At 62.3% G+C, this 19,008-nt stretch carries 20 protein-coding genes; 10 read left to right on the top strand and 10 right to left on the bottom strand.

Annotated elements, in window-relative coordinates; translation table 11 throughout:
• The first annotated feature begins 249 nt into the window (after positions 1 to 249).
• The gene (locus V3W39_RS08210) at positions 250 to 1,062 is read left to right on the top strand and encodes an HDOD domain-containing protein (protein ID WP_259195637.1); all 813 of its coding nucleotides are present in this window, start codon (positions 250 to 252) and stop codon (positions 1,060 to 1,062) included.
• A gap of 21 nt (positions 1,063 to 1,083) precedes the next feature.
• The gene (mutM, locus tag V3W39_RS08205; protein WP_259195554.1) at positions 1,084 to 1,896 is read left to right on the top strand and encodes a bifunctional DNA-formamidopyrimidine glycosylase/DNA-(apurinic or apyrimidinic site) lyase; all 813 of its coding nucleotides are present in this window, start codon (positions 1,084 to 1,086) and stop codon (positions 1,894 to 1,896) included.
• Here the strand turns inward: mutM and V3W39_RS08200 are convergent.
• From V3W39_RS08200 to V3W39_RS08180, 5 genes are all read right to left on the bottom strand, one after another.
• Entirely contained in the window at positions 1,893 to 2,144 is a 252-nt protein-coding gene (locus V3W39_RS08200; RefSeq protein ID WP_003213796.1) for a YfhL family 4Fe-4S dicluster ferredoxin, read from the bottom strand. The genes mutM and V3W39_RS08200 overlap by 4 nt on opposite strands.
• Positions 2,145 to 2,327: 183 nt before the next feature.
• Positions 2,328 to 2,807, bottom strand: coding sequence for a pantetheine-phosphate adenylyltransferase (coaD, locus tag V3W39_RS08195; RefSeq protein ID WP_003176711.1), 480 nt, complete (start codon positions 2,805 to 2,807; stop codon positions 2,328 to 2,330).
• A gap of 114 nt (positions 2,808 to 2,921) precedes the next feature.
• The gene (locus V3W39_RS08190; protein ID WP_330212486.1) at positions 2,922 to 4,517 is read right to left on the bottom strand and encodes a GMC family oxidoreductase; all 1,596 of its coding nucleotides are present in this window, start codon (positions 4,515 to 4,517) and stop codon (positions 2,922 to 2,924) included.
• 33 nt (positions 4,518 to 4,550) lie between these two features.
• Entirely contained in the window at positions 4,551 to 5,096 is a 546-nt protein-coding gene (locus V3W39_RS08185) for a twin-arginine translocation pathway signal protein (protein ID WP_177043855.1), read from the bottom strand.
• Between the two features lie 28 nt (positions 5,097 to 5,124).
• On the bottom strand, positions 5,125 to 6,552 hold the full coding sequence (locus V3W39_RS08180) for a coniferyl aldehyde dehydrogenase (RefSeq protein ID WP_330212485.1): 1,428 nt from the start codon (positions 6,550 to 6,552) through the stop codon (positions 5,125 to 5,127).
• Positions 6,553 to 6,699: 147 nt separating this feature from the next.
• On the opposite strand from V3W39_RS08180, the gene V3W39_RS08175 reads away from it, so the two are divergent.
• On the top strand, positions 6,700 to 7,371 hold the full coding sequence (locus V3W39_RS08175) for a TetR/AcrR family transcriptional regulator (protein ID WP_003213791.1): 672 nt from the start codon (positions 6,700 to 6,702) through the stop codon (positions 7,369 to 7,371).
• A 39-nt stretch (positions 7,372 to 7,410) separates the two neighbouring features.
• Positions 7,411 to 8,265, top strand: coding sequence for a sulfurtransferase (locus V3W39_RS08170; RefSeq protein ID WP_330212484.1), 855 nt, complete (start codon positions 7,411 to 7,413; stop codon positions 8,263 to 8,265).
• A gap of 120 nt (positions 8,266 to 8,385) precedes the next feature.
• Here V3W39_RS08170 and V3W39_RS08165 read toward each other — a convergent pair whose 3' ends face one another.
• The 4 genes from V3W39_RS08165 to V3W39_RS08150 all read right to left on the bottom strand — a co-directional run bounded on the left by V3W39_RS08165 (position 8,386) and on the right by V3W39_RS08150 (position 13,036).
• Complete coding sequence (locus V3W39_RS08165) at positions 8,386 to 9,381, bottom strand: hydrolase (protein WP_330212483.1); 996 nt, start codon at positions 9,379 to 9,381, stop codon at positions 8,386 to 8,388.
• A gap of 199 nt (positions 9,382 to 9,580) precedes the next feature.
• A complete protein-coding gene (gene rsmD / locus V3W39_RS08160) occupies positions 9,581 to 10,198 on the bottom strand; it encodes a 16S rRNA (guanine(966)-N(2))-methyltransferase RsmD (protein ID WP_177112478.1) in 618 nt (205 codons plus the stop codon).
• Positions 10,198 to 11,688, bottom strand: a complete 1,491-nt coding sequence (locus V3W39_RS08155; RefSeq protein ID WP_177043860.1) for a M16 family metallopeptidase — start codon at positions 11,686 to 11,688, stop codon at positions 10,198 to 10,200. The genes rsmD and V3W39_RS08155 overlap by 1 nt, the downstream gene beginning before the upstream one ends.
• Entirely contained in the window at positions 11,681 to 13,036 is a 1,356-nt protein-coding gene (locus V3W39_RS08150; RefSeq protein ID WP_330212482.1) for a M16 family metallopeptidase, read from the bottom strand. The genes V3W39_RS08155 and V3W39_RS08150 overlap by 8 nt, the downstream gene beginning before the upstream one ends.
• 231 nt (positions 13,037 to 13,267) lie before the next feature.
• On the opposite strand from V3W39_RS08150, the gene ftsY reads away from it, so the two are divergent.
• The 4 genes from ftsY to rpoH all read left to right on the top strand — a co-directional run bounded on the left by ftsY (position 13,268) and on the right by rpoH (position 17,348).
• Positions 13,268 to 14,677 (top strand): signal recognition particle-docking protein FtsY, encoded by a 1,410-nt coding sequence (gene ftsY / locus V3W39_RS08145; RefSeq protein ID WP_330212481.1) that lies wholly within the window; start codon positions 13,268 to 13,270, stop codon positions 14,675 to 14,677.
• Positions 14,674 to 15,345, top strand: coding sequence for a cell division ATP-binding protein FtsE (gene ftsE / locus V3W39_RS08140; protein WP_003213784.1), 672 nt, complete (start codon positions 14,674 to 14,676; stop codon positions 15,343 to 15,345). Before ftsY ends, ftsE begins: the two co-directional genes overlap by 4 nt.
• On the top strand, positions 15,342 to 16,364 hold the full coding sequence (gene ftsX, locus V3W39_RS08135) for a permease-like cell division protein FtsX (RefSeq protein ID WP_177043863.1): 1,023 nt from the start codon (positions 15,342 to 15,344) through the stop codon (positions 16,362 to 16,364). Before ftsE ends, ftsX begins: the two co-directional genes overlap by 4 nt.
• A gap of 129 nt (positions 16,365 to 16,493) precedes the next feature.
• Entirely contained in the window at positions 16,494 to 17,348 is an 855-nt protein-coding gene (gene rpoH, locus V3W39_RS08130) for an RNA polymerase sigma factor RpoH (RefSeq protein ID WP_003176698.1), read from the top strand.
• 195 nt (positions 17,349 to 17,543) lie between these two features.
• On the opposite strand, the gene mtgA is transcribed toward rpoH, so the two are convergent.
• On the bottom strand, positions 17,544 to 18,266 hold the full coding sequence (gene mtgA / locus V3W39_RS08125; protein WP_177079241.1) for a monofunctional biosynthetic peptidoglycan transglycosylase: 723 nt from the start codon (positions 18,264 to 18,266) through the stop codon (positions 17,544 to 17,546).
• Positions 18,267 to 18,340: 74 nt separating this feature from the next.
• On the opposite strand from mtgA, the gene V3W39_RS08120 reads away from it, so the two are divergent.
• Both V3W39_RS08120 and thiS read left to right on the top strand, forming a co-directional pair.
• Entirely contained in the window at positions 18,341 to 18,718 is a 378-nt protein-coding gene (locus V3W39_RS08120) for a DUF423 domain-containing protein (protein WP_003213781.1), read from the top strand.
• 71 nt (positions 18,719 to 18,789) lie between these two features.
• A complete protein-coding gene (gene thiS / locus V3W39_RS08115) occupies positions 18,790 to 18,990 on the top strand; it encodes a sulfur carrier protein ThiS (protein WP_010167710.1) in 201 nt (66 codons plus the stop codon).
• Positions 18,991 to 19,008 lie beyond the last annotated feature (18 nt).

Here is a 19,008-nt window from a genome sequence, read left to right as displayed (position 1 = left end):
ACATGTGGGTGGTGATATCCCTGTGGGAGCTGGCTTGCCTGCGATAGCATCACCTCGGTTATCTGAAAGACCGAGCCGTCTGCATCGCAGGCAAGCCAGCTCCCACATTCGATCCGGTTTCAGTTCGGGTTTTTGAGGTGTCAGCCCGGTTGCCATAAAGGTTAGAATCGCCGCCTAGTCCAGAGTGTGCCCCCTATGTCCCAAGAGCTATCCGCCGAACAGATCCAACAGAGCCTCCAGGGCATCAGCGTGCCGCCTCAACCGCAAATCATGGTGGATTTGCAGATGGAGCAGTACATGCCTGATCCGGACCTGGAAGTGATTGCCCGGCTGATCGGCCAGGACCCGGGCCTCTCCGGCTCGCTGCTGAAAATCGTCAACTCGCCGTATTACGGGCTGAGCAACAAGATCGTCTCGATCCAGCGCGCGGTGAACCTGCTGGGCAGCCGCTCCATCGTCAACCTGATCAACGCACAGTCGATCAAGGGCGAGATGAGCGACGACACCATCGTCACCCTCAACCGTTTCTGGGACACCGCCCAGGATGTGGCCATGACCTGCCTGGCCCTGGCCAAGCGCACCGGCAGCCAGGCCGTCGATGAAGCCTACGCATTGGGGCTGTTCCACGATTGCGGCGTGCCGTTGATGCTCAAGCGTTTCCCGAATTACATGAGCGTGCTGGAAGAAGCCTATGCCAGCGCCGGCCCGGAATGCCGCGTGGTCGACACCGAGAATCAGGCGTTCAACACCAACCACGCCGTGGTGGGTTACTACACCGCCAAATCCTGGCGTCTGCCGGAGCATGTGACCGACGCCATTGCCAATCACCACAACGCCCTGGCGATTTTCAGCGATGAGTCCAACCAGAAGCCGCAGCTGAAAAACCTGCTGGCGATCCTGAAAATGGCCGAGCACATCTGTGCGTCCTACCGCGTGCTGGGCAACCAGGTGGATGACCACGAGTGGAACGCCATCGGCCCGCTGGTGCTGGACCATATCGGCCTGTCGGACTACGACTTCGAGAGCCTGAAGTTGTCGATCCGCGAGCTGGGCGCGCACTAACCCTTTTTCCAAGAGGTACACATGCCCGAGTTACCGGAAGTCGAAACCACCCGGCGCGGTATTGCGCCGCACCTGGAAGGCCAGCGGGTCAGCCGTGTGGTGGTGCGTGAGCGGCGCCTGCGCTGGCCGATCCCGGAAGACCTGGATGTGCGGCTGTCCGGGCAGCGCATCGTGCTGGTGGAACGGCGGGCCAAGTACCTGTTGATCAATGCCGAAGTCGGCACCTTGATCAGCCATTTGGGCATGTCGGGCAATTTGCGCCTGGTGGACGCCGGGAGCCCGGCGGCCAAGCATGAACACGTGGACATCGAGCTGGAGTCGGGCCTGGCCCTGCGCTACACCGACCCGCGACGCTTTGGCGCGATGCTCTGGAGCCTCGACCCGCTGAACCATGAACTGCTGATTCGCCTCGGGCCGGAGCCGTTGACCGACCTGTTTGACGGCGAGCGGCTGTTCCAGCTGTCCCGCGGGCGGTCGATGGCGGTGAAGCCGTTCATCATGGACAACGCGGTGGTGGTGGGCGTGGGCAATATCTACGCGACAGAAGCGCTGTTTGCCGCCGGGATTGATCCGCGCCGGGAAGCCAAGGGCATCTCCCGTGGGCGTTACCTGAAGCTGGCGATCGAGATCAAACGCATCCTGGCCGCGGCGATCGAACGCGGCGGCACCACGTTGCGGGACTTTATCGGCGGCGACGGCCAGCCGGGGTATTTCCAGCAGGAATTGTTCGTCTATGGCCGTGGAGGCGAGGCGTGCAAGGTCTGTGGGACCGAATTGCGCAGTGTGACGCTGGGGCAGCGGGCAAGCGTGTTTTGCCCGCGGTGCCAGACTTAGGCCTTCCCGGTAATCAACCGGTACTTCTCCATCAGTTGCTCTTCCGTCTCCGGATGAGCCTCGTCCAGCGGGATGCAATCCACCGGGCAGACTTGCTGGCACTGGGGTTCGTCGTAGTGGCCGACACACTGGGTGCACAGGTTGGGGTCGATCACGTAGATCTCCTCACCCTGGGAAATGGCAGCGTTCGGGCACTCGGGTTCGCAGACGTCGCAGTTGATGCAATCGTCGGTGATGATCAGGGACATGGAAACTCCTGCCAGGGCTGTCAGCCAAGGCATCTGAAAACTAATGCGCGCAATTGTGCCGCATTGGCGCCCGCAGTGCGAGTCACAGCGATGGACTGTAGGAGCCGGCTTGCCGGCGATGGCGATGGGGCAGTTGCACCGTGGCGCCTGGATCGCTGGCAAGCCAGCTCCTACAGTTCGGGATTATTTCTTGAATCGCAGGGTTAGCGCATCCGCCACAGCCGGGTGCACAAACTTGGTGATATCCCCGCCCAGCGCGGCTATTTCCCGCACCAGCGTCGAAGAAATGAACGAATAACGCTCCGACGGCGTAAGAAACAGGCTTTCCACGTCCGGCGCCAGTTGGCGGTTCATGTTGGCCAGCTGGAATTCGTATTCGAAGTCCGATACCGCTCGCAGGCCGCGCAGGAACACATTGGCATTCTGTTCCTTGGCGAAGTGCGCCAGCAGCGTCGAGAAGCCTACCACTTCAACGTTGGGCAGATGCTTGGTGACCTCACGGGCCAGCTCCACGCGCTGTTCCAGGGGAAACAGCGGGTTTTTCTTGGGGCTGGCAGCGACCGCGATAATCACATGGTCGAACAAGCGCGAGGCGCGTTCGACCAGATCGCCATGGCCCTTGGTGATTGGGTCGAAGGTACCTGGGTACAACACTCGGTTCATCGCGTCGTCCTGGCGGAGTCCGTTGGGGAACCGGATGGTATCGCAGCATTACCGGTGGGCCAAGTCGACTTATTCAGAAGAAAGCACTATAGACACCGCGAATACCCGGTTTTTTCAGGCCGTTTTCAGACGTTCGGCCAGCGCCGTCGCCAGTTGCGCGGTCAATCCGTACACCGACAACTGCGGGTTTGCCCCAATGCTGGTGGGGAACAGCGAGCCATCGTGAATCGATAGATTGCGCAGTTGGTGATGGCGCCCAAGGCTGTCGGCCACGGCGTTTTTCGGCTCTTCGCCCATGGCGCAACCGCCCATCACATGGGCACTGCCGAGCCGGGTGCGGTGCAATTCCAGGTTCAGGCCGTCAATCATGCTGCGGGCTTCGGCCAATGTGTTCACGTAGCGTGCATCGCCGTGCAGCGGCATCACCGATTTGGCGCCACCGGCAAACTGAATCTCCGCCATGCTGTGAAACGCCCGGCGCAGGCCATCCCAGGCGTAGGGCGAGACCTGATAGTCGAGCACCGGCGTGCCATCGCCGCGCAATTCGACACTGCCGCCCGGGCTGTCGGGGTGGAAACCGTCCCGCAGCAGCGCAAGCATGGCGTGGGTCTTGGGCAGTTGGCCCATGTCCAGCGCGTTCTGCGTGCCGTAGCCGCCAAGCAAGGTACTGGCAAGCCCCGGATGCAGCGGCGGCACTTCGAGCTTGTAGGACATTTTGCCGGTGGTGCCGTCCTGCCATTGGAAGTGGTCGGAATAGATCGACTGCGGCGCGCCGTAGAACGGGTTGATCACTTCGTCGAACAACCCGGCGGAAAAATTCACCAGGTGCAGGAAGGTACGTTTGCCCAGGCGTGAATGAGGGTCGGGCGCGTCGGAGCGCATCAGCAGCGCCGGGCTGTTGATACCGCCGCCGGCCAGCACGTAGTGCTGGGCTTTGACCGTGATCTTGCGGCCGGTGGGGGCCACGCAGTACTGATCCATGGCCACGCATTCGAGGCTGGTGATGGTGTCACCGCTGAATTTCAGGCGTTCGGCGCGGGCCAGGTACAGCAACTCGCCGCCTTTCTCCAGGGTGGACGGAATGGTCGTCACCAGCATCGATTGCTTGGCATTCACCGGGCAGCCCATGCCGCAATACCCCAGGTTGAAGCAGCCGCGCACGTTGCGCGGGATCACGTGCCAGCTGTAGCCGAGCTTTTCGCAGCCTTTGCGAATCACGTCGTTGTTGGCATTCGGCGGCATGGCCCAGGGCGCGATGCCCAGGCGCTGTTCCATTTTTTCGAACCAGGGCGCCATCTCGGCGCTGCTGTGGCCCTTCACTGCGTACTCGCTGGCCCAGTGGGCGAGGGTCGGGTCCGGGGTGCGGAAGCTGGAGGTCCAGTTGATCAGCGTGGTGCCGCCGACCGCTCGGCCCTGCAAAATGGTGATCGCGCCGTCCTTGCTCATGCGCCCGATGCCTTCCTGGTACAGGCTGGCGTAGGCCTCGTCCTCCAGTAGCTTGAAGTCATTGCTGGTTTTCAGCGGGCCTTCCTCGATCAGCAGCACCTTGTAGCCGGCGGCGCTGAGGATCTCGGCGGTGGTGCCACCGCCGGCGCCGCTGCCGATGATCGCGACGTCGGCCTCCAGGGTCAGGTCCTGGTCGAGGGCGGCGCCATTGTGGGTCTTCCAGCCGCGGGCCATGCCATCGCGGAACAGATCAGGTACGGGCATCAGGGTCGTCTCTTGTTTTTATAGGGATGCGAATCAGATTTTCGGTGGGCCGGGGTAACCGCAATGCGCCCAGGACTCGGGGCGGAAATACCATGCCATGATCACCAGCTTGAGCAGCGAGCCCTGGCCCATGCGCAGCAGGTTCAGGTAGCTGTTTTCCCAGCGGTGCAGGAAGTTGCGGATCTGCTCGGCGCTGGCGTTTTCCCAGCTGCCCCACACGCCGGTCAGCGGCCCGCGGGTGACGGCCATGCCCAGTACGTCGAACAGTTGCTGGGTGAGCTTGAACATCTCCGGCGACAGGTGCTGCAGGCTGAAGTCGAGTTTTTTCAGGGTGTCGTCGATGCCGGCCACCACCACTTCGGCGCTGGCTGCGCCCTCCAGCAGCACCGGGATCACCGCCCGCAGAAACGGCAGGTCACTGCTGCGCAGCATCGCAAAGCCGCTGGCCGGGGTGCTGCTGGAGCAGCCACTGAGGCTGGCACCCAGCCCGGCGGTGGCCAGGAAGGCGCTGGCGCACAGGCCGAGTTTCAGTACGCCGCGCCGTGACAGTGCGGGTGATTCAGTCAGGCTAGGGTTCATTCTTATTGTTATCCCGATGATCGGTTTGTTAGCGGACGAACAGCTTCTGGATCAACTTCTGGATGGATTTGCCGTAGGGCGGGTAAATCAGCTTGGCCGCGTTCAGGCGTTGCTTGATCAGCACGCCCTTGGCCTTGCTGAAGGTCAGGAAACCCTCGTGGCCGTGGTAGTGGCCCATGCCGGACGGGCCGATGCCGCCGAAGGGCATGTCGTCCTGGGCCACGTGCAGTAGGGTGTCGTTCAGGCACACGCCGCCGGAATGGGTCTCGTGCAGTACGCGGTTCTGTTCGGCCTTGTTGTAGCCGAAGTAATACAGCGCCAGTGGGCGAGGTCGCTGATTGATGTAGGCGAAAGCCTGGTCGAGGCCGCGATAGGGCACGATCGGCAGCACCGGGCCGAAGATCTCGTCCTGCATCACGGTCATGTCGTCGCTGACATTCAGCAGCAGGCTGTGGGCCATGCGCCGTTCCTGGCCCTGGTCGTACAGCGGGACCAGGGTGGCGCCCTTGTCGGTGGCGTCTTTCACGTAGCCGTTGAGCCGGGCCAGTTGTCGTTCGTTGATGATCGCGGTGTAGTCCGGGTTGTCGGCCAGGGTCGGATAGAACCCGCGAACCGCCTTGCTGTAGGCCTCGACGAAGCCGTCTACACGGTCTTCCGGCACCAGCACATAGTCTGGCGCCACGCAGGTTTGCCCGGCATTCAGGGCCTTGCCGAAGGCGATGCGTTCGGCGGCGTCCTTGAGCGGCACGTCGGCGGAAACAATCGCCGGTGATTTGCCGCCCAGTTCCAGGGTCACTGGCGTCAGGTGTTCAGCCGCCGCGCGCATCACGTGCTTGCCGATGCTGGTGGCGCCGGTGAACAGCAGGTGGTCGAAGCGCAACTTGGAAAACGCCATGCCGACTTCCGCTTCGCCGAGCACCACGCACACCAGGTCTTCGGGAAAGATCTTCGCCAGCAGGGCCTTGAGCAGCTGGCCGGTGGCGGGGGTGGATTCGCTGAGCTTGAGCATTACCCGGTTGCCGGCGGCCAGGGCGCCCACCAGCGGACCGATGGCCAGGTACAGCGGATAGTTCCAGGGCACGATCACCCCGACCACCCCCAGCGGCTGATAGATGACCTTGGCCGACGCGGGCTGGAAGGCAATGCCTACAGTGCGACGGGAAGGTTTCATCCAGCCCTTGAGGTGTTTGCTGGCGTAGTGAATGCCATGCAGGCTGGGCATCAGTTCGGCGAACAGGGTTTCGTCGGCGCTGCGGTGGCTGAAATCACTGCTGATGGCGTTGATCAGCGCCTGGCGCTCGTCGCTCAGCAGGTCGCGCAGGGCCTTGAGCCACTGCTGGCGCTGGGCCGCCGGCGGCATCGGGTTGGCCGCGTAGGCCCGGCGTTGAGCGTCGAACAGGGCCTGGAGCTGGTCCAGCGCCTGGGAATCTTGCAGGTAGGCAACGTTGGCAGACATGGCGAAGTTCCCGATTGTTATTGGAATGCTTCAGTTTTTAGAGTCATTGCTCTAAATTGTCAAATAACATTGCACGAACGTGCCGATTTATCCGGACAAGGATAGTCCGTAAGATGCCGCCATCACGGGTCTAGAAGTTGATTTCCCATGGCACCACGAGTAAAGACCAGCGAGCGCATTGTGCAAACCAGCCTGGAGCTGTTTAACCAGCAGGGCGAGCGCAGTGTCAGCACCAACCATATCGCTGCCCATATGGAAATTTCCCCGGGCAACCTGTACTACCACTTCCCCAACAAGCAGGCGATTATCGCGGTGCTGTTTCGTGAGTACGAAGCGTTGGTGGACAGTTTCCTGCGCCCGCCCCAGGGCCGCGCGGTGACCGTGGAAGACAAGCGCTTCTACCTGCAGGCCGTGCTGGCCGGCATGTGGCGCTACCGCTTCCTGCACCGCGACCTCGAACACCTGCTGGAAAGCGATCCGGAACTGGCCACCGGCTACCGGCGGTTTTCCCAGCGCTGCCTGATCCAGGGCGCCGCCATCTACCAGGGGTTTGTCGATGCGGGCATCCTGAACATGGACCCGGTGCAAACCGAAGCGCTGACCCTCAACGCCTGGATCATCCTTACCTCGTGGGTGCGTTTCCTGTGCACCACCAATGAAAAGTCCACCCACCTGAGTGCCGAGGCGATCAAGCGCGGTGTGTACCAGGTGCTGGTGCTGGAGGCCGGGTTTATCACGCCCAAGGCCAAGGACGCGGTGGATGCGTTGTTCAAAGAGTTTTATGTGCCGTTGAATCAGGCGCTGGAAGAAGTGAAGTAGGATGTTTCCCGAACGCTAACGTCGCCACAGGAGTCAGTCATGCCGCTTGCCCAACTGATCAGCCCCCAGCAACTGGCCGAGCGCCAGAAGGCCGGCGGGCTGGTGATCCTTGATTGCCGCTTTGCCCTGGAAGACCCGGACTACGGGCTGTGTAGCTACGCCGAAGGGCATATCGAAGGGGCGCAGTATGCGGATCTGGAACGCCACCTCAGCGGGCCGGTGACCAAGGGTGTGACCGGCCGCCATCCGCTGCCGGCGCCGGATGCGTTTATCCAGCAACTGCGGGCATGGGGCGTTAACGCCGACAGCGATATCGTTTTGTATGATGACGGCCCCGGTGCCTACGCCGCCCGCGCCTGGTGGCTGCTGGCCTGGCTGGGCAAGCGTGATGGGGTTTTCATCCTCGATGGCGGCCTGAAAGCCTGGCACTCGGCGGGTTTCCCCCTGAGCCTGGACGCGCCGGTGATTGAGCCCGGGACCTTCAGCGGCACGCCGGACAACCACTTGCTACTGGACGCCGAACACCTGCAAAAACGCCTCGGCCAACCCGGCCTGACCCTGATCGACGCCCGCGCCCAGCCGCGTTTTCGCGGTGACGTGGAGCCGATTGACCCGGTTGCCGGGCATATTCCGGGCGCGCAATGTGCGGCGTTCAATGAAAACCTTGGTGGCGACGGCCGTTTCCTGCCGGCCGAGCAGCTCAAGCAACGCTTTGCCGCCAAACTGCAAGACCGCTCGCCGGATGAGCTGGTGGCGTACTGCGGCTCGGGCGTGACGGCCTGCCACAACCTGTTCGCCCTGTGCCTGGCGGGTTATCCGTTGGGCAAGCTGTATGCGGGGTCGTGGAGCGAGTGGATCACTGATCCTAAGCGGGAAGTTGCAACAGGCGACTGAGTCTCACCTGATTCATCTGGATAAAAAATGTGGGAGCTGGCTTGCCTGCGATGGCGGTGTGTCAGCCACCTATTTGTTGGCTGATATACCGCAATCGCAGGCAAGCCAGCTCCCACAGTTTTATCGGCGTTGTGTCAGTAGCCACTCTGGGATGCGCCGTTCCAGGTAGTAACCGGGCTGTTTCAGCGAGCCATCCACAAACCCGACATGCCCGCCCTTGGCCAGCAGCTCGAACTCGGTGCAATCCGACAGTTCGCTGGCCTCCGGCAGGCTGTGGGCGAACACGAACGGGTCATCAGCGGCCTGGATGATCAGGGTCGGCGTGCGAATCGCCCCCAGGTAATAGCGGCTGGAGGCGCGGCGGTAGTAGTCCTCGGCGCTGAGGAAACCGTGCAGCGGCGCGGTGACGCGGCCGTCGAAGTCCCAGAACGTGCGCATCTTCTCCAGCGAACCCAGGTCGGCCAGGGTTTTCAGGCCTGCATCGTGGCCATCCTTCAGAAACCGGCTCTGCTTGACCCGGATATAGGCCAGCATTTCGCGCATGAAATGCTTCTGATAAACCCGTGAAAAGCCCAGGCCGATGCGATCAGCGCACTGATCCAGGCGAAACGGCACCGACACCGCTGCCGCGCCTTGCAACCCGGAGGCTTCGCCGGTTTCGCCCAGGTGCTTGAGCAGCACATTCCCGCCCAGTGAATAACCCACCGCATACAGCGGCGCAAGTGGGCGCTTGGCCCGTAAGTGAGCGATGGTTTCGGCCAGGTCTTCACTGGCGCCGGAATGGTAGCTGCGGGCGAGCAGGTTGGGTTCGCCGGAGCAGCCACGCCAGTTCAGCGCCACGCTGGCCCAGCCTTGAGCCGCCAGGGCTTTTTGCAGGCCGGCCACGTAAGGCGAGTTGGACGAGCCGGTCAGGCCGTGCAGGACCAGCACCAATGGTGTTTGCGCGTCGTGAGGCCCATGCCAGTCGAGGTCGAGAAAGTCGCCGTCGGCCAGCCACAGCCGTTCACGCTGGCGTTCGATGTGGGTGGTTTTGCGCCACAGCGGACCCCACAGTGTTTGCAGGTGCGGGTTGCCGAGGCCGAAGGCGGGGGTGAAGCGGTCGGGCGTTTTTGACACGGTGGTTCTCGCGGCGTATGGCAGGACGGATGAGCAACCTGTGGCGAGGGAGCTTGCTCCCGCTGGGCTGCGAAGCGGCCCTAAACGCTAACCCATCAGTCTCTCAGGAAACCCGGTCGCCTGCTTTGGGGCTGCTGCGCAGCCCAGCGGGAGCAAGCTCCCTCGCCACAGCAAGCTCCCTCGCCACAGGTTCAGGAGCTTAGGCGGCGTCTGCCGTCGTACGTTGCCACAACGCGTAATACACCCGCCCGGACTTCTGCTCCCGGTGCAGGCGCCACGTGCCCGGCAGGCCCAGCGTCGACGGTGCAGTCTCGCTTTCAGTGTAGATCCAGGCATCCGGCGCCAACCACTGGCGCTCTTCCAGCAGCGCGCAAACGGTCGGCAGCAGGTTCTGGTTAAACGGCGGATCCAGGAACACCACGTCAAACTCGCGGGCTTCCTGGGTCTCCAGATAGCGAAGCGCATCGGCGGTCTGCACCTGGCCGGTGGTGCAACGCAGGGTGCCCAGGTGCTCCTTGAGGCTGGCCACCGCAACGTTGCTGGCATCCAGCGCCTGGCCCAATGCGGCGCCACGGGACAGCGACTCCAGGAACAGCGCGCCGCTGCCCGCGAACGGGTCCAGCACCTTGGCCCCGGCGATATACGGCGCGAGCCAGTTGAACAGGGTTTCACGCACGCGGTCCGGCGTCGGGCGCAGGCCCACGACGTCGGGGAAGCTCAGTTTGCGGCTGCCCCATTCACCACCAATGATGCGCAGTTGGCCCACACCGTTATGAACGTTGTGGACAGGTTTTTTGGGACGGGATGGACGGGCCATTAATGCTCCGGAACCCCGAGCGGTTGCTCGGCGGGTTTATCAGTGGGGGGCGGTAGTGGCTTTTGCGCAATCGTCGGGCCGGCGGTCACGATGACCATCTTGTCGGCACTCAAATGTTTGTTCAAAGCAGCTTTGACCTGATCAACGGTCAGCGCCTGGGATTGTTTCATGAAATCTTCCAGGTAGCTCAGCGGCAGGTTGTAGAAACCCATGGCGCCCAGCTGCCCGACGATGTCGGCGTTGCTCGCGGTGGACAGCGGGAAGCTGCCGGCCAGTTCACGCTTGGCGTCGTCGAGTTCCTTTTGTGTCGGACCGGTCTTGAGGTAGTCGGCCAGCACGTCCTGTACCAGTCTCAGCGTACCGGCGCTCATTTCGGCGCGGGTTTGCAGGTTGATCATGAACGGGCCGCGCACCTGCATCGGTGAGAAACCGGAGTATACGCCGTAGGTCAGGCCGCGTTTTTCGCGAACTTCACTCATCAAGCGGGTACCGAAGCCACCGCCGCCGAGGATCTGGTTGCCCAGGGACAGCGCGGCGTAATCCGGATCGGCACGGTCGATGCCCAGTTGTGCCAGCAGCAGTGTGGTTTGCTTGGACGGGAACTCGATATGCGTGGTGCCAGCCTTTGGTTCCACCGGCTGGGCGATTTTCGCCAGCGCCGGGCCTTTAGGCAGGGACGCGGAAACCTTGGCGGTCATGGCTTCGGCTTCGGCGCGGGTCAGGTCGCCGACTACAGAAATCACGGCGTTGCCGGCGGCGTAGGCCTTGGCGTGGAAGTCCTTCAACTGCGCGAGGGTCACCTTCGGCACGCTCTCGGCGTTGCCTTCGCTCGGGTGGGCGTAAGGGTGGTCGCCATAGAGCTGCTTGAACAGCTCGATGCTCGCCAGTTTGCCGGGGTTCTGCTTCTGGTATTCGAAGCCGGCCAGCAACTGGTTCTTGATTCGCGCCAGGGAGTCGGCCGGGAAGGTCGGCTTGCCGATCACGTCGTCAAACAACGCCAGGGCCGCATCGCGTTTGTCGCTGGCACTCAGGCTGCGCAAGGAAACCAGCGCCATGTCGCGGTAGGCACCATTGCTGAAATCCGCCCCCAGGCCGTCGAAACCGGCGGCAATCTGGCTGACATCCTTGCCCGGCACGCCTTCGTTGAGCATCGCGTTGGTCAACAACGCCAGGCCCGGGGTGTTGCCGTCCTGGCTGCTGCCGGCGGCAAACAGGATGCGCATGTCGAACATCGGCAGTTCATGGGCCTCGACGAACAGCACCTTGGCGCCTTCGGCGGTGGTCCAGGTTTGCACGTCGAGCTTGCGGTTGGTGGGTGCCTTGTCGTCCAGCTCGGCCAACGATTGCAGCTTGTTGGCCGACTTGGCCTGCTCCAGCGCCTGGCTGGCGACCGATTCGCTGGGGCGCAGGAAATACACCGCGCACGCGGCAGCCAAAGTGACCACGATCAGGCCAGGCAGCACCAGGCGGTTGTTTTTACGTTCACTCATGAGCGGTCTCCTCAGGCAAGACATGGGCGACGCTGAGACGTTCGCGGGTGAAGTTGGTGCGTGCAGCTTTCTGGATGTCTTCGGCGGTGACGCTTTGCAGCTCGGCAAGCTCGGTGTCCATGAGTTTCCAGGACAGGCCGACGGTCTCCAGGGAACCGATGGCGGTGGCCTGGCTGGTGATCGAGTCGCGCTGGTAAACCACGCCGGCGATGACCTGGGCGCGGATGCGTTCCAGTTCTTCAGCGCTCGGTGGCTTGGCCTTCAGTTCATCCAGCAGGCGCCACAGGCCGGCTTCAGCCTGGGCAACGGTCTTTTTCTTTTGCAGGTTCGGTGTGGCGGTCAGGGTGAACAGGCTGTCACCGCGGGTGTAGGCGTCGTAGCTCGACGAACCCCCGGATACCAGTTCTTCACCGCGCTCCAGTTGCGTCGAGATGCGTGCGCTGTAGCCGCCGTCCAGCAGCGCCGAGATCAGGCGCAGGGCGTTGACCGAGCGTTTGTCTTCAGCGGTGGCGAGGCTCGGCACGTTGAAACCCAGGATCACGCTCGGCAGTTTGGTCTGTACGTGCAGGGTCAGCAGGCGTTCGCCGGGCTCGGCCAGTTCCAGCGGGATTTTCGCCGGCGGCACGTCGCGCTTGGGAATCGGGCCGAAGTAGCGTTGGGCCAGGGCTTTGACCTCATCCGGGGTGACGTCGCCCACCACCACCAGCGTGGCGTTGTTCGGCACGTACCAGGATTGGTACCAGTGGCGCAGTTCTTCTACCTTCATGCGGTCCAGGTCGGCCATCCAGCCGATGGTCGGCGTGTGGTAGCCGCTGGCTGGATAGGCCATGGCCTTGAAGCGCTCGTAGGCCTTGGACATCGGGTTGTCGTCGGTGCGCATGCGGCGCTCTTCCTTGATCACCTCGATCTCGCGGCTGAACTCGTCGGCCGGCAGGCGCAGGCTGGCCATGCGGTCGGCTTCGAGCTCGAAGGCGACGCCCAGGCGGTCGCGGGCCAACACTTGGTAATAGGCGGTGTAGTCATCGCTGGTGAAGGCGTTTTCTTCGGCGCCCAGGTCACGCAGGATCAACGAGGCTTCGCCTGGGCCGACCTTGGCGCTGCCCTTGAACATCATGTGTTCCAGGGCGTGGGACAAACCGGTCTGGCCCGGGGTTTCGTAGCTGGAGCCCACTTTGTACCAGACCTGGGAAACCACCACCGGGGCGCGATGGTCTTCGCGCACGACCACCTTGAGGCCGTTGTCCAGGGTGAATTCGTGGGTGGGTTGTGGGTCGGCAGCCAAAGCTGAAAGGGGCAGACAAACTGTGCTGAGCAGCAGGCCTGCGGCGCGGCGGGCTAGAGCATTCATTCGTTTTTAAACCTGTTGGACTGCCCGCTTGGTCTTAGCGTCGGCGGGCGAGGAGGTGCTAGGATACTGATCCGACCTAGGGACGGCCACTGCGGCTGTCTTGTTGAGGCCCTATTTTGGCCTTCAAAATGTTGCGCATGAACGAGCTGGCTAAAAAACAGTCTGTTACGCATCGAATTTTATTTACCGGCGCGCCCCTTGGCGCGTCGCTACCTTGAGATAGCCGTCTCCATGTTTGGTTCCAACGACGACAAGAAGACCCCAGCTGCGGCTGGCGAGAAAAAAGGCCTGTTCGGATGGCTGCGCAAAAAGCCGCAGGAAACCGTCGTCGAACAGCCGCAGGTTCAAGCTGAGCCGATCCCCGAATCCATAGTAGAAGCCGAACCGGTTGCCGAAACGCCGGCCCCGGTGGTGTTGCCGATGGCCGAGCCGGTGTTGCAGCCGGTGGTTGAGGCAGAACCAGAGCCAGAACCTGCGCCTGAGCCGTGGCTGGTGTTGCCTGTGGCGGAAGAGCCCGTTGCGTTGGTTGAAGACGAGCAGGCCGAACACGTGACGCCGCCGATTCCGGCCGTTGTCGAGCCCTTGGCTGTCGTGGTTGAAGCGCCGCCTGTGGTTGAAGCGCCTGCACCGGTTGCCGCCGAGCCCGTTCCGGTCGTGGTTGCCGAGCCGGCGATCATCGAAGAGCCTGCCGCGCCCGCCGAAGTCGGCAAGACCGGCTTCTTTGCCCGCCTCAAGCAAGGCCTGAGCAAGACCAGCGCCAGCATTGGCGAAGGCATGGCCAGCCTGTTCCTGGGCAAGAAGACCATCGATGACGAGTTGCTGGAAGACATCGAGACCCGTCTGCTGACCGCCGACGTGGGCGTCGAAGCCACCGCCGTGATCATCCAGAGCCTGACCCAGAAGGTCGCGCGCAAGCAACTGACCGACGCCGATGCGCTCTACAAGTCGCTGCAGGCCGAACTGGCCAACATGCTCAAGCCGGTGGAAGCGCCGCTGGTCATCGATACGCAGAAAAAGCCGTTTGTGATCCTGGTGGTTGGCGTCAACGGCGCCGGCAAGACCACCACCATCGGCAAGCTGGCCAAAAAGCTGCAACTGGAAGGCAAGAAAGTCATGCTCGCCGCCGGTGACACCTTCCGTGCCGCCGCCGTGGAGCAACTGCAGGTCTGGGGCGAGCGCAACAAGATCCCGGTCATCGCCCAGCACACCGGCGCCGATTCGGCCTCGGTGATCTTCGATGCGGTGCAGGCCGCCAAGGCGCGCAACATTGATGTGCTGATCGCTGATACCGCCGGTCGCCTGCACACCAAAGACAACCTGATGGAAGAGCTGAAGAAAGTGCGCCGCGTGATCGGCAAGCTCGACGCCGACGCGCCCCACGAGGTGCTGCTGGTGCTGGACGCCGGTACCGGCCAGAACGCCATCAGCCAGGCCAAACAATTCCACCAGACGGTCCAGCTGACCGGCCTGGCATTGACTAAGCTCGACGGCACGGCCAAAGGCGGCGTGATCTTCGCCCTGGCCAAGCAGTTCGGGTTGCCGATTCGTTACATCGGCGTCGGTGAAGGCATCGACGACCTGCGCACTTTTGAAGCCGAACCCTTTGTACAGGCACTGTTTGCCGAGCGGGAGCGTTCATGATTCGTTTCGAACAGGTCGGTAAACGCTACGCCAACGGGCATGTCGGCTTGCATGAGCTGAGTTTCCGGGTGCGTCGCGGCGAATTCTTGTTTGTGACCGGCCATTCGGGTGCCGGTAAAAGTACCTTGTTGCGCCTGCTGCTGGCCATGGAACGCCCAACCACCGGCAAGCTGCTGCTGGCGGGCCAGGACCTGGCAACCATCAGCAACGCGCAGATTCCGTTTTTGCGCCGCCAGATCGGCGTAGTGTTCCAGAATCACCAGCTGCTGTTCGATCGCACGGTGTTCAACAACATCGCCTTGCCGTTGCAGATTCTCGGGCTGTCCAAGGCCGAAATCGTCAAACGCGTGGATTCGGCCCTGGAGCGCGTTGCGCTGTCGGACAAGACCGACCTCTACCCGGGCGACCTGTCCACCGGCCAGCAACAGCGCGTCGGCATCGCCCGCGCCATCGTGCATCGCCCGGCCTTGCTGCTGGCGGACGAACCCACCGGTAACCTCGACCCGCGCCTGGCCGCCGAAATCATGGGCGTGTTCGAAGACATCAACCGCCTGGGCACCAGCGTGCTGATCGCCAGTCACGACCTGGCATTGATCGCCCGCATGCGCCACCGCATGCTCACCCTGCAACGCGGCCGCCTGATCGGCGACGGGGAGGCTGGGGTATGAGTGCGACACGCAGCCCGAAGGTTTCCGAGCGCGTTGCGCCAAAACCGGCCGACCCGCAGCCACAGAAGAAAAAACGCGACGAAGACGATGGCCCGGACTTCGGCACCCTGGTGCACGCCTGGATCGAAAGCCACCGCGCCAGCCTGGTAGACAGCCTGCGCCGCCTGGGCAAACAGCCGATCGGCAGCTTCTTCACCTGCCTCGTCATGGCCGTGGCCTTGAGCCTGCCGATGGGGTTGTCGCTGCTGCTGAATAATGTCGAGCGCCTGGGCGGCTCGTGGCAGCGGGCGGCGCAGATTTCCCTGTACCTGAACCTGGATGCCAGCGCCAAAGACGGCGAGGCCCTGCGGGACGAGATCAAAGGCCTCCCGGGTGTGGCCGAGGCTGAATACATCAGCCGCGATCAAGCCCTGGAAGAGTTCCAGCAACAGTCCGGCCTGGGTGAGGCGCTCAAGGAGTTGCCGCAAAACCCGCTGCCGGGCGTGGTGCTGGTCACCCCGAATGAAGTCGACAAGACGACCCTGGAAGCCCTGCGACAAAAACTCGCAGAGCTGCCGAAGGTCCAGCAGGCACAACTTGATCTAGTCTGGGTAGAGCGGCTGGCCGCGATCCTCAAGCTGGGTGACCGGTTTGTGTTCGGCCTGACGGTGTTGCTGGTGTCTGCATTACTTTTGGTGATAGGCAATACCATTCGTCTTCATATTGAAAACCGCCGCACCGAGATAGAAGTGATTAAACTCGTCGGCGGCACGGACAGCTATGTGCGTCGTCCATTTCTGTACATGGGCGCGCTTTATGGCTTCGGTGCGGGGATTTTGTCCTGGGGCGTGCTGGCTTTTGGCCTGAACTGGCTGAACGACGCGGTGGTAGGGCTCGCCGGCTTGTACGGCAGTGATTTCGCCCTGGCCGGCGTGCCGGCAGCCGATGGTCTGTCATTGTTGCTTGGGGCAGTGCTCTTGGGGTATATCGGTGCTTGGATTGCGGTCGCACGGCATTTACGTGAGCTGGCGCCGAAGTAGTTAATGTCAAGGTAATGTGGTTTCGTTTGTATTGACCGTATCAGTGGTTTAGGGAACTTGTCCTACGGTTCCCGGTCAATTTTCGCAGTGCTGAACTGCACGAGTTATGTGAGTCGGAGGTTTTTTCGTATGACCACTTCTTTGCAACCTGCTTATGCTCTGGTCCCGGGTGCGAACCTGGAGGCCTATGTGCACACGGTCAACAGCATTCCATTGCTGACGCCCGAGCAGGAGCGTGAACTGGCCGAGAGTCTCTACTATGAGCAGGATTTGGGGGCGGCTCGGCAGATGGTGCTCGCCCACCTGCGTTTTGTCGTACATATCGCCCGTAGCTATAGCGGCTACGGCCTGGCCCAGGCTGACCTGATTCAGGAAGGCAACGTTGGCCTGATGAAAGCTGTAAAGCGCTTCAACCCGGAAATGGGTGTGCGCCTGGTGTCGTTTGCCGTGCACTGGATCAAGGCGGAAATCCACGAGTTCATCCTGCGCAACTGGCGCATCGTGAAAGTCGCGACCACCAAGGCCCAGCGCAAACTGTTCTTCAACCTGCGCAGCCAGAAGAAGCGTCTGGCGTGGCTGAACAACGAAGAAGTGCATCGCGTGGCCGAAAGCCTTGGCGTTGAACCACGTGAAGTGCGCGAGATGGAAAGTCGCCTGACCGGCCATGACATGGCCTTCGACCCGGCCGCCGAAGCGGACGACGACAGCGCTTTCCAATCGCCGGCCAACTACCTGGAAGACCACCGGTACGACCCGGCGCGTCAACTGGAAGACGCCGACTGGAGCGACAACTCCAACCACAACCTGCACGAAGCGCTGGAAGTGCTGGACGACCGCAGCCGTGACATCCTCTACCAACGTTGGTTGGCAGAAGAAAAAGCCACGCTGCACGACCTGGCGCAGAAGTACAACGTGTCGGCTGAGCGGATTCGTCAGCTCGAGAAGAGTGCGATGAACAAGCTGAAACTGTCGATCGCGGCCTAAACAGCTGCGAAGTGACAAAAAAATGCCCCGATCGAGAGATCGGGGCATTTTTGTTTGTGTTCACACAAGTCCAATTCAACTCAGTCCACTGTGGGAGCTGGCTTGCCTGCGATGAGGGCCTGCCAGCCAACACATTGGCAGGCTGACACACCGCTATCGCAGGCAAGCCAGCTCCCACAGTGGTTTTGTGTGGTGTCAGTCGGACCAGGGGGCTTTGCGCGAGTTGTTCAACTCATTCAGGTAACCGTCGCCACCCAACTGACTCATCTGCTGGCGAATCCACGCGGCCCGTCGCGCGACATACGACGTTGGATGGCTGGCACTCCACACCCGCGGGTTAGGCAACACCGCCGCCAGATAGCTGGCCTGTTGGCGGGTCAATGCCTTGGCGCTCACGCCAAAGTGATGCCGCGCCGCCGCTTCGGCGCCGAACACGCCTTCATCCCACTCCACGCTATTGAGGTACACCTCAAGAATTCGCTGCTTGGACCAGAAAATCTCGATCAGCCCGGTAAACCAGGCCTCCAGGCCCTTGCGGAAATAACTGCGGCCCGTCCACAGGAACAGGTTCTTCGACACCTGCTGGCTCAAGGTACTGGCGCCCCGAATCGAGCCGCCGCGCTCGTTATGCAGCAAGGCCGCCTGGATCGCGCCGAAGTCAAAACCCCAATGCTGCGGGAAGCGCTGGTCTTCGCCGGCCATCACCGCCACTTTCAGTTCGTCGGAGATCTGGTCCCACGGCACCCAGGTGCGCTGTACGTCAATCGGCTCGCCATCGACCCAGGACTCGACCTTGCGCTCAACCATCAGCGCAGTCCCCGGCGGCGGCACGAAACGGAACAGCAGCACCAGCAGCACACTGCCAATGGCAAACCACTTGAGGACTTTGAGAAAACGCTTGAAGAGGAGACGCAGCATAGAGATGGCTTGGCCGAACCCGTTGAGCGGGCCATTATACAGACCCTGCCCACCGAGTCTGACTGGAGTTCCTCATGTTGCGTGGCTTTCTGATGCTGGCTGCCTTTTTCGGTTTCACCGGCGTTGCCCTTGGCGCGTTTGCCGCCCACGGCCTGAAAAACCGCCTGAGCGCCGAGTACCTGGCGATTTTCCACACCGGCGTGACTTACCAGTTGGTGCACACCCTGGCGCTGTTCGGCGTGGCGCTGCTGGCGGCGCATATTCCGGGCCGCCTGGTGACGTGGGCGGGCGTGTCCTTTGCCGTCGGCATCCTGCTGTTTTCCGGCAGCCTGTATGTGCTGACCATGACCGGCATCAGCAAGCTCGGCATCATCACCCCGTTTGGTGGCCTGGCGTTCCTGCTGGGCTGGTTCTTCCTGGGCCTCGCTGCGTGGCGCTTGCAGGCTGCCTGACCAAGGGGCTTGGGCCGGCAACGCCAATCACGCTAGAATGCTGGCCCCTAAAAACGATGGCGGCCCGTGGCATGCGCATTCAGTTGAACGGCGAATCCTTTGAACTGCCCGACGGTGAAACCGTTGCGGCCCTGCTGACCCGTCTGGACCTGACCGGACGCCGCGTCGCAGTGGAGCTCAACCAGGATATCGTCCCGCGTAGCCAGCACGCCGAGACCGCGCTCACCGAAGGTGACCAGGTCGAAGTGGTCCACGCCATCGGCGGCGGCTAGCCGCCCGGCGCTCAAGGG

The sequence above is a fragment of the Pseudomonas sp. Z18(2022) genome (genome assembly GCF_036346535.1).
In the GTDB taxonomy this organism is placed as follows: Bacteria; Pseudomonadota; Gammaproteobacteria; order Pseudomonadales; family Pseudomonadaceae; genus Aquipseudomonas; species Aquipseudomonas yamanorum_A.
Note: the sequence above shows the minus strand (reverse complement) of the source record. Positions and strands in the feature narration are given on the sequence as shown.

Excerpts from the sequence above, each read along its gene's own strand:
- V3W39_RS08155 (WP_177043860.1), bottom strand. The coding sequence starts at position 11,688 with ATGAGTGAACGTAAAAACAACCGCCTGGTGCTGCCTGGCCTGATCGTG.
- rpoH (WP_003176698.1), top strand. The coding sequence starts at position 16,494 with ATGACCACTTCTTTGCAACCTGCTTATGCTCTGGTCCCGGGTGCGAAC.
- V3W39_RS08170 (WP_330212484.1), top strand. The coding sequence starts at position 7,411 with ATGCCGCTTGCCCAACTGATCAGCCCCCAGCAACTGGCCGAGCGCCAG.
- V3W39_RS08190 (WP_330212486.1), bottom strand. The coding sequence starts at position 4,517 with ATGCCCGTACCTGATCTGTTCCGCGATGGCATGGCCCGCGGCTGGAAG.
- V3W39_RS08185 (WP_177043855.1), bottom strand. The coding sequence starts at position 5,096 with ATGAACCCTAGCCTGACTGAATCACCCGCACTGTCACGGCGCGGCGTA.
- ftsE (WP_003213784.1), top strand. The coding sequence starts at position 14,674 with ATGATTCGTTTCGAACAGGTCGGTAAACGCTACGCCAACGGGCATGTC.
- rsmD (WP_177112478.1), bottom strand. The coding sequence starts at position 10,198 with ATGGCCCGTCCATCCCGTCCCAAAAAACCTGTCCACAACGTTCATAAC.
- coaD (WP_003176711.1), bottom strand. The coding sequence starts at position 2,807 with ATGAACCGAGTGTTGTACCCAGGTACCTTCGACCCAATCACCAAGGGC.
- V3W39_RS08150 (WP_330212482.1), bottom strand. The coding sequence starts at position 13,036 with ATGAATGCTCTAGCCCGCCGCGCCGCAGGCCTGCTGCTCAGCACAGTT.
- ftsY (WP_330212481.1), top strand. The coding sequence starts at position 13,268 with ATGTTTGGTTCCAACGACGACAAGAAGACCCCAGCTGCGGCTGGCGAG.
- V3W39_RS08120 (WP_003213781.1), top strand. The coding sequence starts at position 18,341 with ATGTTGCGTGGCTTTCTGATGCTGGCTGCCTTTTTCGGTTTCACCGGC.
- mutM (WP_259195554.1), top strand. The coding sequence starts at position 1,084 with ATGCCCGAGTTACCGGAAGTCGAAACCACCCGGCGCGGTATTGCGCCG.
- V3W39_RS08200 (WP_003213796.1), bottom strand. The coding sequence starts at position 2,144 with ATGTCCCTGATCATCACCGACGATTGCATCAACTGCGACGTCTGCGAA.
- V3W39_RS08175 (WP_003213791.1), top strand. The coding sequence starts at position 6,700 with ATGGCACCACGAGTAAAGACCAGCGAGCGCATTGTGCAAACCAGCCTG.
- V3W39_RS08180 (WP_330212485.1), bottom strand. The coding sequence starts at position 6,552 with ATGTCTGCCAACGTTGCCTACCTGCAAGATTCCCAGGCGCTGGACCAG.
- mtgA (WP_177079241.1), bottom strand. The coding sequence starts at position 18,266 with ATGCTGCGTCTCCTCTTCAAGCGTTTTCTCAAAGTCCTCAAGTGGTTT.
- ftsX (WP_177043863.1), top strand. The coding sequence starts at position 15,342 with ATGAGTGCGACACGCAGCCCGAAGGTTTCCGAGCGCGTTGCGCCAAAA.
- thiS (WP_010167710.1), top strand. The coding sequence starts at position 18,790 with ATGCGCATTCAGTTGAACGGCGAATCCTTTGAACTGCCCGACGGTGAA.